This window comes from Chitinophaga sp. CCNWYY40 (assembly GCF_037483205.1).
In the GTDB taxonomy this organism is placed as follows: domain Bacteria; phylum Bacteroidota; class Bacteroidia; order Chitinophagales; family Chitinophagaceae; genus Chitinophaga; species Chitinophaga ginsengisegetis.
Map to the genome: position 1 here is coordinate 73,503 of NZ_JBBHLF010000003.1, position 14,505 is coordinate 88,007.

12 protein-coding genes are annotated in these 14,505 nt (G+C 47.7%); 4 read left to right on the forward strand and 8 right to left on the reverse strand.

Annotation, left to right across the window (positions count from 1 at the left end; translation table 11 throughout):
- Positions 1-11 precede the first annotated feature (11 nt).
- Both V7S65_RS10950 and V7S65_RS10955 read right to left on the reverse strand, forming a co-directional pair.
- Positions 12-569, reverse strand: coding sequence for an RsmD family RNA methyltransferase (locus V7S65_RS10950; protein ID WP_079473351.1), 558 nt, complete (start codon positions 567-569; stop codon positions 12-14).
- Positions 560-1,435: a DUF3822 family protein gene (locus tag V7S65_RS10955; protein WP_079473350.1), complete on the reverse strand. Its 876-nt coding sequence runs from the start codon at positions 1,433-1,435 to the stop codon at positions 560-562. The genes V7S65_RS10950 and V7S65_RS10955 overlap by 10 nt, the downstream gene beginning before the upstream one ends.
- 134 nt (positions 1,436-1,569) lie before the next feature.
- Here V7S65_RS10955 and V7S65_RS10960 point away from each other — a divergent pair, with 134 nt between their 5' ends.
- Positions 1,570-2,901, forward strand: a complete 1,332-nt coding sequence (locus tag V7S65_RS10960) for an MATE family efflux transporter (protein ID WP_079473349.1) — start codon at positions 1,570-1,572, stop codon at positions 2,899-2,901.
- Positions 2,902-2,909: 8 nt separating this feature from the next.
- Here V7S65_RS10960 and V7S65_RS10965 read toward each other — a convergent pair whose 3' ends face one another.
- The 5 genes from V7S65_RS10965 to V7S65_RS10985 form a co-directional block, all read right to left on the reverse strand.
- Positions 2,910-3,665: a hypothetical protein gene (locus tag V7S65_RS10965; RefSeq protein WP_079473348.1), complete on the reverse strand. Its 756-nt coding sequence runs from the start codon at positions 3,663-3,665 to the stop codon at positions 2,910-2,912.
- Positions 3,666-3,754: 89 nt separating this feature from the next.
- Positions 3,755-4,105 carry a dihydroneopterin aldolase gene (folB, locus tag V7S65_RS10970; RefSeq protein WP_079473347.1) on the reverse strand — a complete coding sequence of 117 codons (351 nt, stop codon included), beginning with the start codon at positions 4,103-4,105 and terminating at the stop codon, positions 3,755-3,757.
- 78 nt (positions 4,106-4,183) lie between these two features.
- Positions 4,184-5,134 (reverse strand): thioredoxin-disulfide reductase, encoded by a 951-nt coding sequence (gene trxB, locus V7S65_RS10975; protein WP_079473346.1) that lies wholly within the window; start codon positions 5,132-5,134, stop codon positions 4,184-4,186.
- A 20-nt stretch (positions 5,135-5,154) separates the two neighbouring features.
- Positions 5,155-6,030: a DUF4249 domain-containing protein gene (locus tag V7S65_RS10980; protein WP_336387112.1), complete on the reverse strand. Its 876-nt coding sequence runs from the start codon at positions 6,028-6,030 to the stop codon at positions 5,155-5,157.
- Positions 6,031-6,162: 132 nt separating this feature from the next.
- Positions 6,163-7,020, reverse strand: a complete 858-nt coding sequence (locus V7S65_RS10985) for a sigma-70 family RNA polymerase sigma factor (RefSeq protein ID WP_012793808.1) — start codon at positions 7,018-7,020, stop codon at positions 6,163-6,165.
- Positions 7,021-7,348: 328 nt separating this feature from the next.
- On the opposite strand from V7S65_RS10985, the gene V7S65_RS10990 reads away from it, so the two are divergent.
- From V7S65_RS10990 to V7S65_RS11000, 3 genes are all read left to right on the forward strand, one after another.
- Positions 7,349-8,365, forward strand: coding sequence for a threonine aldolase family protein (locus V7S65_RS10990; protein ID WP_079473344.1), 1,017 nt, complete (start codon positions 7,349-7,351; stop codon positions 8,363-8,365).
- A gap of 83 nt (positions 8,366-8,448) precedes the next feature.
- Positions 8,449-11,100, forward strand: coding sequence for a valine--tRNA ligase (locus V7S65_RS10995; protein ID WP_336387111.1), 2,652 nt, complete (start codon positions 8,449-8,451; stop codon positions 11,098-11,100).
- Positions 11,101-11,160: 60 nt separating this feature from the next.
- Positions 11,161-11,628: a hypothetical protein gene (locus V7S65_RS11000; RefSeq protein WP_079473343.1), complete on the forward strand. Its 468-nt coding sequence runs from the start codon at positions 11,161-11,163 to the stop codon at positions 11,626-11,628.
- A 9-nt stretch (positions 11,629-11,637) separates the two neighbouring features.
- Here the strand turns inward: V7S65_RS11000 and V7S65_RS11005 are convergent, their stop codons facing one another.
- Entirely contained in the window at positions 11,638-14,445 is a 2,808-nt protein-coding gene (locus tag V7S65_RS11005; protein ID WP_336387110.1) for a hypothetical protein, read from the reverse strand.
- Positions 14,446-14,505: the final 60 nt, after the last annotated feature.

A 14,505-nucleotide genomic window follows, 5' to 3' on the forward strand; every position in this document is an offset into this window, starting at 1 on the left:
GTGCGATTGATTTATAAACGTTTTAATTCCTCCCGGTTAATAAATATGGAAAACACGGTTGCGCCATAGTTCCTTTCAGAGCGGTAGTAAGAATAATCCTGGAACTTCTTATGTTGCGTATGTTCCACCACCAGCCAACCTTCCGGGTTCAGCAACTCTTTTTCAAATACCAGTACCGGCAACTGATCCAGTGTTTCCATCATATATGGCGGATCGGCAAAAATGAAGTCAAATTTCTCCGTGCATTGCTGGAGGTATTTGAAAACATCCATTTTTACCGTTTTCAGGTTTTCAATGCCCAGCGACAAAGCAGTTTTACTGATAAAAGCAGCCATTGCCGGGTCTTTCTCCACAACAGTCATGTCGGTTGCGCCCCTGGAAGCCAGCTCAAAGCTGATACTGCCGGTGCCGCCAAAAATATCAAGTGTTTTTAAAGATGGAATATCCAGGTTGTTTTCAATGATATTAAACAACCCTCCTTTTGCAATATCTGTAGTAGGCCGGGTATGCGGCATTTTTGCAGGCGGTTGTATCTTTCGTCCCCCACTCGTTCCTCCGATTATACGCATAGCGCTAACGCATATAAGTTATGAAAATAATAGCCCGGTATTTCCTGCATTTTTGTAATGTAGCTGAAACCCGGGATTCGTTGTATCCATTCCAGGTGTGGTATAAATTTGTACATCTCCTGGTATACACCAGCGTCTGTAGCCACTACTCCTCCCAGCTTTACCTTCACCAGCTGCTCATTCAGCTCCAGCTGACGAAGCAGGTTTACCAGGGTATACACCACATCCAGCCCGGTCTGGTAATCGCCTTCCTGTTGAATCAGGAGCTTGCCACCGGCATAAATGGTCATTGTAAACCTGTGCTGGTCCACTTCCACAAAAGCCACTCCATCCTTTGCCTGGAAATCCAGGTCCATCGGGTAGGATTGCAGCAGGGCCGAATTGGCATGTATCACCAGGTCCGTGGAAAATTCCTTGCGTAAAAAACCAAGCAGGTCTTTATCCACGCTGTAAACATTCACCATCGGCAGGGACGGCAGTAAATCCGACAGGATAGCTTCCTGTATTTTCTCCGGCGCCCCCAGGTGCAGAAAATCTTTCTTCAGAGCGGGTGTATAGTACGTATGCGGTACCAGCACACCTCCTCCGGTGTTAAAAGCCAGCAATATGGATTTAAAGGCAGTAAACAACAGTTTGTCGGTATCAAATACCTGTTCTATCATCTCCAGATCAGCCAGGGCCAGCTTCCGGGGGGTAAAATGATAGGACTTCAACGCCAGGAATTTCTTCGCAACCGGATCAAACACTACATAGCTGAATGTTCCGCTTCCTACCAGTACCAGTAAATTACAGGCAGTGAGATCAGTTTCCAGCAGGGTTTCATCGTCTACTGTAAATGCGGGATGGATGTTATAAGCCACGGGCATATTTAACCTTTCAAATGAATTACAATAATACTCTTTTTAGTTAATTGGTGAGGGCGTTTTGTTGTTTTATATAAGGGAGATGATCAGCAGATAGCTATATCTTTGTCCCTATACCCACAATCAGCTAAAGATTCATGCAACTGGAAGTCACCACCCGGCAAATTATCAAAATAGCAGGACCTATATGCCTGGCGCTCATCATTCCGCAGATCAATCACATTACCAACACTGCCTTCGTAGGGCGACTGGGTGAATTTGAACTGGCTGCCAACGGGATCGCCGGGATCTATTACCTGGTGATGTACATGATAGCCTACGGCCTGAACAACGGCATGCAGGTACTCATCGCCCGCAGGGCCGGCCAGCAGCAGTTCTCCGGCATCGGGCAGCTGTTTTCCAATGGCATACAGGTAGGACTTTTTTTCTCCGGGCTCGCCATTTTGCTTACCCTGCTGGCAGCGCCCTGGTTCTTTTCCAAAAGCCTGCACGATAACCACATCATTGCTGCAGCCGTTTCGTTTATCCGTATCCGTATATGGGGACTTCCTTTTCTCATGATGCTGAATATGGCCAATGCCTTTTATATCGGCAGCGGACATTCCAAAGTACTGGCAGTTACCTCCCTCTTCCAGGAAATGATGAACATCTTCTTTGACTACACACTCATCTTTGGTAAACTGGGTTTCCCGGCTATGGGACTCAACGGCGCCGCCACGGCCTCCGTGATTGCCGAGGTTACCGGTTGCGGGGTCGCTTTCAGCATCCTGTTTCTGAAGCGTTATCATCTTCAATACAGCCTGTTCAGCTATCTGCGGCTCAACTGGAGCATTGTCCGCAACATCCTCAATGTATCCGCACCACTGATTGTACAGTTCCTGTTCAGCATCGGCGGGTGGTTTGTATTCTTTATTTTCATTGAGCACCTGGGCGAACGGCCACTCGCCGTATCCAATATGCTCCGCAGCATTTTTGGCTTCTTTGGTATTTTCACCTGGGCGCTGGCTGCCGCCTGTAATACAATGGTGAGCAATATCATCGGGCAGGGACGGCCCGAACAGGTTTTTCCCATCATCCGGAAAATTGTGGGGCTCAGCGCAGGATGCGCCATTGCCATGTGTGTGGTGGTTAACCTCTTCCCCTATACGTTATTGCACATCTACACCAACAGTGCCGATCTGATTACGATGGCCATCCCCTCTATCCGGGTCATAACGCTGAGCACCATCCTGATGGCGATAGCAGCGGTGGTGATGAGTGGCGTGGTGGGTACCGGCAATACGCGAATTAACCTGGTAACGGAAATTATCGCCGTTATCGGCTACCTGGTGTATTGCGATATTGTGATTGAAAGAATGCGCAGTGAGCTGCACTGGGCGTGGGGAGCCGATTTTATCTACTGGATCATTATTTTCGGAATAAGTTACTGGTACCTGCGCAGCGGCAGGTGGAAAGGGAAAGAAATATAGCTTCTTCTTTATTGCAGATCATCCAGCATTTTCTTACAATCCGCTTTGATGCTGGCGTCATCCTGGGTGATGCTGCGAAGCGTCAGCGCTTTCTTTAATACTTCTATAGCCTTTTCCTGCTGATCGTCTGCTTTGTAGGCACGGGCCAGTTCGTAATAGTTGAGGATAAAAGCGGGATCCAGCTGCCGGCACTTTTCATAGTTGCTGATAGCATTGGCCAGCGAACCATCCGGTAAACCGCCAAAGAGCATTTTTGCTGCGCCTCTTTCAAAGGCATTCAGGTTGGCCACTTCGTAGTTCCATTTACCTAAAACATGATAGCCCTGCGCCAGGGAGGGGTTGAACTTGATAGACAGTTCTGCATATTTCTTCACTTCTTTGGAAGCGGCTACTTTATCTTTGGCACCGGAAATCAGCGCCATGCGGCCCATTGCAATGGCCATCGACAAATTGGATTCCGGGCTGTTTGGATTTACTTTAAGCGCTTGCTCCGCATAGCTTTTAGCGAGATTGAAATAACTGATCTTATCGTCTTTGCTTTTCTGCCGGTTGCCGATGCGGGAACATAATTGGCTGGCCTGGTTCAATGCGTCCAGTTCGGAAGGCTGTATTTTGAGGATTTCCTTATCTTTTTCAAATGCTTCGCTTTCTTTCATCTGTTTCTCCAGCTGCCTGGCTTCTGCTACCATTTCACTGGCACTCTGGGCCTGTACATACAGTACCGCTGATAATAAAAAGCAAACTGCCATGATCCGTTTCAACATAGGACAGGTTTTTACAGCGTAAGAATTTGTTGATTAACTTATAGCTATAAATTTACGGAAACATCATACATATCCCAAAAAATAGTGCCTTAGTAGTCCTTCTCCAAAGAAACAAGTGAGTTACGGACAGTAGCGCCCATAGGCGGATTCATTTTGCGGAGGGTCACAGTACTGTGCTGGATACCGGGATACCGTTGCTTGAGTGCATCGGTTAATTCATACACCACTTCTTCCAGTAAAGGGCGCGGAACGGCCATCACGGCCTTTGCTATTTCATAAATGCCCTGGTAGTTAACCGTTTCAGACAAATCATCTACGGGCACGGTACCGGGTATACGAACTGCCACATCCAGTACAAAGTGATTACCGATGATGGTTTCTTCCGGGTATAAGCCGTGGTAAGCGTAGAAGGTAGCCTGTTCGAGGGCGATAGTAAGCATAAAAGGAAATTACGGATAACAAATAACGGATTTACAGGAATGATTTCCCTGTAAATCCATTACTCATTACCTTGTTTATTATTGGTGGTGTTCTTTCGCTGATAAGTATCTTTCTGCATCCAGTGCGGCCATACATCCGCTGCCGGCGGCAGTTACCGCCTGACGGTAAATTTTATCCTGTACGTCGCCGCAGGCAAACACTCCTTCCACGCTGGTACGGCTGGTGCCTGGTTCTGTAACAATATATTCCTGGTCGTCCAGTGTCAGGTAGTCTTTAAAGATACCGGAGTTAGGCTGGTGACCAATAGCTACGAAGAACGCGCTTACAGGTATTTCTTTCTTTTCGCCTGTTTTGTTATTGAGGATACGCAGTGCTTCTACTTTTTTATCTCCCAGTACTTCATCTGTTTCAGAATTCCAGTATACAATGATATTGGAAGTTTTCAGCACACGGTCCTGCATCACTTTAGAAGCACGCATTTCATGGCGGCGCACCAGCATATGCACGGTGCTGCACATTTTAGAGAGATAAAGCGCTTCTTCAGCAGCGGTATCACCGGCGCCTACGATAGCCACTTCTTTACCACGGAAGAAGAATCCGTCGCAAACAGCGCAGGCACTCACGCCGCTACCGTTCAAACGTTGCTCGGAAGGAAGTCCCAGCCATTTGGCAGAGGCGCCGGTAGCGATAATGATCGCATCGGCAGTAATTTCCTTCTCTTCGTCGATAGTTACTTTATAAGGTTGTTTACTGAAATCCACGGAAGTAGCCATACCATAACGGATGTCGGCCCCCATGCGGGCAGCCTGTTTTTCAAAATCCACCATCATTTCCGGACCCTGAATGCCTTCCGGGTAACCGGGATAGTTTTCAACTTCAGTGGTGATGGTTAATTGTCCGCCGGGCTGAATGCCCTGGTATAATACTGGTTTAAGATTGGCTCTTGCAGCATAAATAGCAGCGGTATAACCGGCGGGGCCGGAACCGATGATCAATAAATGCACATGCTCTTGTTGCTTGTTTTCCATTTTGTTTGCTGTATGTATAATTACCTGCTAATAATAATTGTTTTATAGGTTACTGTATAGCCGCCCCAGTAGCCTAATGCGCCGGGTACATTCCCGAGTATTTTTGTGGGCGATGAAAATGGATTGCCATTACTGTTGTAGGCAAAATCCAGTGTTCGCCAGAAATCCCAGGTTGCTTTGTCAATATTACAAAACTTCAGGGTAACGGTATCCCCTGGTTCAAAGAACTCATCGGGCCTGTCATCCGGGTTCAGATTTTTATTCACCCCGGCGTCCACAGGAATTTCAAATGTTGTGCCGTTCACCAGCTGGTCATCTACCACAGAATTCAGTCCGGGTAAGTATGGCTCACTGTTGCGCTTTGTAAAATACCTTCCATAGTCGCCAAATGTGGGAGCATCCGTGATCTTCACCCATAAGCGGGCTTTCGTGGAGTCATCAACTGTTACTAATGTCCACCAGATGGAGTCCAGTTGCATTCCGCGCGGCGGTATAGTTGTCACAGATTCATATGCCTTATTGTCAGCGTTGATGTGTAACGTATAGGTGCCCGGCACTTTTCCGGTGAAGTTGTTCGCCGGCTGGGTAAGGTCTGGCAGATATACAAAGAACTTCATGTTGCCGGTATCTATCACCCGTTCCTTTAGTGTCATGGTTTTGCTGCCATCAGAAACGGTGACGGTGGCGTTGTGAACGAAGGCATTCGTTAATACTGCCGGATCTATCTGTGAAAAATAGTTAAGGCTGTGTGTGAGAATTACCAGCGGATAGGACCCATTTTCAAATCTGCCTTCCACTACCAGTTGTGGTTCCTGTTGTGGCAGGTTAACACTTACATCTTTCTCGCAGGCGGCAAAGAGCAGAGTAACCAGGATTAAGAAAAGCGGTATACGCATGAGTGCAAAAATAAGGGGTGTTTACTAAATAAGAACACCGGCCATGTATTTACAAGGCCGGTGTTCTTATAGAATAAAGAGGATTAGTAGATTTATCCTTTCGTTAATGTTAACTCAATGAATAAAGGTATTTTATCCCAGGTATGATTTCAGGGCGCCACTATAGCGGGCTTTCTGCAGCCTTTTGATAGCACGTTCTTTAATCTGCCTGATTCTTTCTTTAGTCAGATCGTATTTCTGACCGATTTGTTCGATTGTTGCGCCATTTTCACCATCCAGACCAAAATAAGCATTCACAATTTCAGCTTCGCGTGGGCTCAGGGATTTTAATACCCGGCGTATTTCCTCGCGGAGTGAATCTCTCATCACGTCATCATCAGTAATATCTCCACCTTCCAGCAGGTCGCCCATTGCTACGTCTTCTGCCTCGTGCACAGGTGCATCCAATGACATGTGGCGGGTGTTGCTCTGGAAGATATTGTTAATTTCTGATTCAGACATCTCCAGGATTTCTGCGAGTTCCTCGGTAGAAGGTTCACGCTCGTTTTCCTGTTCAAATGCCATGTAAGCTTTGTTAGCTTTATTATAGGTGCCAATTTTGTTTTGCGGAAGACGAACAAGACGACCCTGTTCAGCCAGCGCCTGCAGAATGGATTGGCGAATCCACCATACTGCATAAGAGATAAATTTGAAACCTTTGGTTTCGTCGAAACGTTGTGCCGCCTTGATCAAGCCGAGATTACCTTCATTAATCAAATCACTCAGGCTAAGGCCCTGGTGTTGATACTGCTTCGCAACAGAAACAACGAAACGTAAGTTTCCTGTAGTCAATCTTTCAAGAGCCTTTTGATCGCCCATTTTAATGCGTTGCGCCAAAACGGTCTCTTCCTCAGGTGTTAACAAAGGGATCTTCGAGATTTCCTGCAGGTACTTTTCTACCGCCTGCGAATCACGATTGGTGATCTGGGTGGCAATTTTAAGTTGCCTCATATGAAAAATTGTATTGGTTTATAAATAAATAACAGCGAAAGAAATTTTTTGTTCGGAACTTTTAAAATTATTAACTTACAAAGTTTCCCGCGCTTTATTGTTTTGTTTCAAAATAAGTCTGCAAAGATCGTGCTAACCAACCACTCTACCAAATCCTTCTTATATTTGCCAGCCATATAACAAAGTACAGTTTTATAACGGAATTTTATAGTGCTTTAGTCCCTGTACAGCGTTGGTTTATACAAATTTTAACAATTGATAAAGAATCATATTTAAATTAACATCTTAACTAATTTAATTGTTAAGCCGTTGCAAATTTTTCAATAAAATGATTGACTTTAGAAGCGACACTTTTACACGTCCCGGCCCTGGCATGTTACAGGCTATGCTGCAGGCAGAAACCGGTGATGACGTTTTCGGTGAAGATCCCAGCATCAACAAACTGGAAGCCATGATGGCAGAATACTTTGGCAAACCGGCAGCCTTGTACTGCCCTTCCGGCACAATGAGTAACCAGATCGCCATTAAAGTACATACGTTGCCGGGGGATGAAGTGGTTTGCAGTAATCTGGCTCACGTATATATTTATGAAGGAGGCGGCATCGCCTTCAACTCCGGCGCCCAGGTACACGCCCTCATCGGCGACCGGGGCATGATCCGCGCCACCCAGGTGGAAGCGGCCATCAACCCCGACGATGTGCATAAAGCCCGCACCAGCCTCGTTTGCCTCGAAAATACCTCCAACCGCGGCGGCGGATGCTGCTACGACTGGGAAGAAATGGTGAAAATAGGCGACGTCTGTAAACAACATGGCCTCGCACTGCACCTCGATGGCGCCCGCCTCTTCAATGCACTCGTAGCCACCGGCCAGGATCCCAAAACATACGGACAACTGTTCGACAGCATCTCCGTTTGCCTTAATAAAGGAATGGGATGCCCGATGGGCTCCGTACTGCTCGGCAGCGAAACATTTATCAAAGCCGCCAGGCGTATCCGTAAAAAACTCGGCGGCGGCCTCCGGCAGGCCGGCTTCATGGCCGCTACCGGTATCTATGCGATGGAAAACAATATCGCCCGGCTGGCAGAAGATCACCTCCACGCCAAACAACTGGCGCAGGCCCTGCTGGAAAAATCCTTCACTGGCCACATGCTCCCCGTGGAAACCAATATCCTCATCTTTGAAGTAACGGGCGACTGGACGCCGCAGCTCTTCGCGGATTATCTCAAAAAACAGGGAATCCTCGTAATGCCCATTTCTCCAACACAGGTCAGAATAGTCACCCACCTCGATGTTACACCGGAAATGATTGCACAAACCTGCGAAATCATCGCAGAGATGGCATAAGCTAAAGGGCAACTATTCCTGCCCTTTAAATTTCCATCTCTCCTTAATCTCCGTTATTTTTGCAACCTTATATTATGAATAGCATGGAACTTTCGAAAAATTACCTGCCTGCAACGGTTGAAGAAAAATGGTACCAACAATGGATGGATAAAGGCTACTTCCGCTCTAAACCGGACGGACGCCAACCCTTTACTGTCGTCATCCCTCCTCCAAACGTCACCGGGGTCCTCCATCTTGGCCATACCCTCAATGAAACCGTACAGGATATCCTGGTACGCCGGGCTCGTATGAGCGGCTTCAACGCCTGCTGGGTTCCAGGCTCCGACCACGCCTCCATTGCCACAGAAGCAAAAGTGGTAAATATGCTCAAACAGGAGAAAGGCATCGAAAAATCCCAGCTCACCCGCGAAGAATTTCTCAAATATGCCTTTGAATGGAAAGATAAATATGGAGATATCATCTATCACCAGATAAAAAAACTCGGCTGCAGCTGCGACTGGGACCGCGTTACCTTTACAATGGACGATCACTACTATAAAGCAGTGATCACCGTTTTCATAGACCTCTATAAGAAAGGAGTAATCTATCGCGGCGCCCGCATGATCAACTGGGACCCCAAAGCCAAAACAGCTTTGAGCGACGAGGAAGTAGAATATAAAGACCTCCAGGGTAAGCTCTATCATGTGAAATACGCCATCACGGACGCCAACGGCACGCCAACCGGCGAATATATCACCATCGCCACACAGCGCCCGGAAACCATCATGGGCGATACCGCCATCTGCGTAAACCCGGAAGATGAAAGATACGCCCACCTGAAAGGTCATTTTGCTACCGTACCGCTGGTAAACCGCCGCGTTCCGGTAATATTTGATACTTACGTAGATAAAGAATTCGGTACCGGCGCCCTGAAAGTAACACCCGCACACGATATCAACGACTATAACCTGGGCCTGAAACACAACCTGGAAATTGTGGATACCCTCAACGATGATGGCACACTCAGCGCCGCCGCCGTTGTATTTGTAGGGGAAGACCGCTTCGTGGCCCGCAAAAAAGTAGTAGCCGCCCTCGCAGAAGAAGGACTGCTCGTTAAAGAACAGGAATATACCACCCGCCTCGGTTACAGTCAGCGTAACCCCGACACGGTAGTGGAACCACGCATCTCCACCCAGTGGTTTGTAAAAATGGCAGAAATGGCCAAACCCGCCCTGGACGCAGTAGTGAACGGTGATGTAAAAATCCATCCCGGCGACCGCTTCCTGGCTACCTACAAATACTGGATGGAAAATGTAAAGGACTGGTGCATCTCCCGCCAACTCTGGTGGGGACAGCAAATCCCTGCCTGGTATGCGCCGGACGGCTCTTTTGAAGTAGCCGCCACCGCCGCTGAAGCAGTACAGCAGTTTGCCGCCCGCAGCATCACCATCACCGCAACCGAACTCACACAGGACCAGGATTGCCTGGATACCTGGTTCAGCTCCTGGCTCTGGCCAATGGAAGTGTTCAACGGCATCTCCCAACCGGGTAATGAAGATATCAATTACTATTACCCTACTTCGGTGCTGGTAACCGGACAGGATATCATCTTCTTCTGGGTGGCCCGTATGATCATGGCCGGACTGGAATTCAAAGAAGTGAAACCCTTCAGCGACGTATACTTCACCGGAATGGTACGCGACAAGCAAGGCCGTAAAATGAGTAAGCAACTCGGCAACTCCCCCGATCTGCTGGAACTTATCCACGCCTATGGCGCCGATGCGGTACGCTTTGGTATCATGATCTCTTCACCGGCAGGTAACGATCTCCTGTACGATGACTCCAGCTGTGAACAGGGCCGTAACTTCTGTAATAAAATATGGAATGCCCTCAAACTGGTGAAAATGTGGGAACAACGCCAGGAAGATGACAGCGCTGCCAACGCCGCAGCTGATAACTTCGCCGTGAAATGGTTTGAAAGCAGGTTGAATGAAGTACAGCTCGAAGTGGCTTCCCTGCATAAAGACTTCCGCCTCAGCGAAGGGCTCAAAGCCATCTACAGCCTGGTATGGGACGATTTCTGCAGCTGGTACCTCGAATGGGCAAAACCAGGTTTTGAACAACCCATCCCTGCTTCCATCTACCGCAAAACCGTTTACTTCTTCGAACAACTGATGCAGCTGCTGCACCCGTATATGCCTTTTATTACAGAAGAAATATACCAGCAACTCACCACACGCGCAGAAGACGATTCCCTGATGATGAAACAGTTTACCACACCGCAGGCGCCGGTACACGCTACGCTGCTGGAAGGTTTGCTGGCGAAAGAAGTAATCAGCAGCATCCGCGATGCACGTAACAAACACCAGATAAAACCAAAAGATCCGATCGTACTGCACATAGAAACCAAACACGATAATGCATTCAAACAAATTGAAGGCATGCTCGCCAAACAGGTGAATGCAAAAGCAATTCACTATGTACAGGAACCCGTGCCAGGTTGCATTACCCTCGTGATCCAGAAAGATAAATTCTACCTGGGTACAGAAACCGCGCTGGACACCACCGCGCAAAAAGCAGCACTCACAAAAGACCTCGAATACCTGAAAGGATTCCTGGTGTCTGTAGAAAAGAAACTCAGTAATGAGCGCTTCGTACAAAACGCAAAAGCAGAAGCCGTAGACGCAGAACGTCAGAAAAAAGCAGATGCCGAAGCAAAGATTGCTGTCATCGAGGAAAGTTTAAAGTCCTTATAATTTTTAGGATCGCCCGGTCGTTACTATACCGGGCGATTTTTTTTACATCCCGGTACTATCATGCAAAAACATCTGTTACTTAGTTTCTTATTAGCCACTGCTGTTACACCGGTGATTGCGCAATCCGCAAAAAAACCGGCTACTGCCGTAACCAGCAAAAGACCCATGAAACTCCGCAGCAGCTGGGGCATCTACCTGAGCGATACGCTACCAAAAAGTGAAGTCATCAAATTACTGGACTCCGCATTGATCGTGCGGGACGAAAAGAATATTAAATACCCGGTGCTCTCTTTTGCTTTTACTTATGAAAGACATGAACCCTATCTTAACGATACTACCGGGCAACCCGCTATATACAAAGATTTTACAGGAGATAATTTCAAAGCAGCTGCCCTCCCCGCCGCCTGGAGCAAAAACCTGAAGGAAACCCTGCAAACCGGCGATGTATTGTACTTCGACGAAATCATCATCAAATATGCGGAAGAGAAATTCTACAAAGCCCCTGCCCTTCAGATCAACGTTAAGTAATCCATCTTCCTAATAATTAAACAACTGCTGGATCGGTATAATAAAATCAACCCGGTTCTGTGCATTGTCTACCGGGTCCTGGTCAAACAAATGACTGAAACGCACGCCAAACGTAAAGGGCAGTGCATTACCTATGCGCGTATCAAAAAATAATTCGGTACCGGCAGAAGTATAGCGCATATTCATATCCACATTGTTACGGGAGAAATTAGCCATACTGTAATCGTAGAACAAATTAGCGCGGATACGGTTAAAATACAGGATCTGCGCAAAGCCCCAGTCGGGATACACCAACGGCAAATGATAGTTGGCTCCCAGCTTATAAATACTCGTATACAACGGCGTATTATACCCTCTCGCATATACGAAATTATCTGTGAAAGTATAATTGAACGCATTATCACGCTGCTGATAAGCTCCCTGCAATACCAGGTTATGATTTTGCCATAACCCCGGTAAATACTGATCCAGCCGCGCATACAGCTGCTCTGCATATAAACCCGACACAGAACTGTTGTACTGTACCGCCACATATTGACCGAAATGCGTGTAAATATTTTGTACCGCTTTGGTCCGCTGGTTATTAAAGATGATGGTGTTAGTCAGGAACTGCAGGTCATTTCCTTTATACTTACTGTCCAGGTAACGATGACGGATATTGTAATTACTACCGAAAGATAAGCTACGGCTGTAAAGCCCTGCCGACAGGTTCAGTGGTATACTGACACCCACATGCGCAGTGGCCTCATTCCAGTACACCCGCTGCCGGTTCTGATCCAGCCCGTTACGGTTAATGGTATAGTCGGCACCAACAGATAACACCGGGAGCCATCCACCGAAAGTAAAGCCTGCCGCGATGTCTGAACTACCTTCATTCCTGTTGTACGTATAGCCGATACTGGTAGATGTAGTACTCAATATATTTTCCCCGATCAGTGAAATACTGTAATCCGGATCATTAAAAGATGGCACCCAGCTGTGGAAGTTAAACGGACGGGTAAACTGCGGATATTTTTTCACCGGCAGGGAATCATGCGTCAGATCCAGGATATTGCCGCCTTCTTTAAAATGAGGCTGCAGCCAGGCGCTGCGCCCGTCTTTACTCACATCTGCAGGTTCCCACCCAGCCTTATTCAATGCAGCGTGATACAGCTTGTATCCCTTTACGGTAAATTCACTGAAAACAAGACTGTCGCCCGCCGGATCCACAGCCATATGCAGCGCACTGTTTCCCCTGTCGGTAACTTCATACGTTTTTTTATCGGCTAACGTAATCGCATATACGTTGTTCACATCTTTCAGGCCACTGGTGAAATAGACTGTATCTCCGCTCACTACCGGTATTCCCATCACGGTATAACTGAAAGGCGTGAGCATCGTGCTTTCGCCTGTAGCGAGCGACTGCTGCACCAGCGCCATCTCTCCCTTATTATTTCTTACTGCACTGATCACGGCCTGTTCTCCGGCAGCAAAACGGGGATAAGTATAGTACCAGTTTTCCGGGTTGGGCAACTGCTTTTCCACCGTCGCTGTACGTGTGTTGATCAACTGCAGGCTGTATTTCATTTCTGTAGTGGTAGCCACTGCTATTACCCGCTCACCATTTTCGCTGATATCCGGGGAGAAGAATTTCCCCTTCGGGGAGACAGTTTTCGTATGCCCGGTAGCGTTATCCCACACCCGGATCACGGAAAAGTTCTTCCAGCCCCACCGCGCGTCAAAACGGGCGGCAGCCCATACCACGCGGCCATTGCGGTAACTGAAAAAATCATCGTATACGATGCCGGGGCGTACCAGCAAACGCTCTTCACCGGAAGCATTTAACCGGTAAATACCGGGCACTTTATTCCAGGCATTTTTTAATATCACCCATTCATTATTGCCTGCACTGTATACGTAGTTGTAGTTGGTTACGGGTTTGGCTACCGGCAGTAAAGGCTGCGCCGGTGTAGTGTCGGGCCGGGAAGCATAGTTATTCCACAGCGGCTGGTACTCTTTCAGCACCGCATTATAAAAGCCGGTTACATTCATCCCTGTTCTCTTCTTCAGGCTGTGCGACAATGGGTAAAACACGCCACGGAAACGAACCGCGTCACTGGTAACATCTTTCCAGAATGTTTGTCCGTAGTGTTCCCGGCCGTAAGTAGTCATCATATATCCCAACGGATAATGGTCGGGTACATAATCAACATACGAGCCATTGCGGATTTTCATATAGGCGTAATGTTTACCTGCCAGGGAAAGGCCACGGAAGCCATCAAAGAAGCCCGGGAGCCGGCCACGTCCCTGCGGCGTTAGCGCCGTTTCCATCACCACGGCATCGCCTTCCCAAAACCAGTTGGGCACTGCTATATTGGTAACCGCCGCTTGTCCGAGCTGCCCGCCGAGGATAGAAAACACTTTGGATACTCCCTGGCGGAAGTTCATATTCTGCAATACGTGCCGGTACTCATGCACTGCCAGCTGGTCTACCCAGTTAAGGGAGCCCAGGTCAAGTGAATTAGGCGGTGGCGTCAGGTAAAATTCAGAGCGGAAGGGGCCTAATTGCACATAGCCATTGGATTGCAGCGTTTGATTCTGCAATACAATATTTACTTTTTTTTCAAGTCCACCAATAGAAGACCGGGTATAACGGTTAAGATAGTGAACCAGGTTGGCGACCCGTTCTCCCTGTGCGGTCATACCATGGGGGAAAATTACCCGCACCGTATCCGTGTTGATCTGTTGCCATTTCAGCGAAGGCGGATTACCTCCGAATTGCTGCGCCGATAAAGAAAAGGAAAAAGAAAGAAGAGTAATGGCCAGGATAACACGCATAAAAAATAACGAATTACGGATCTAAGCAGATGATGATAACGTATAAACGAAAATATGGTT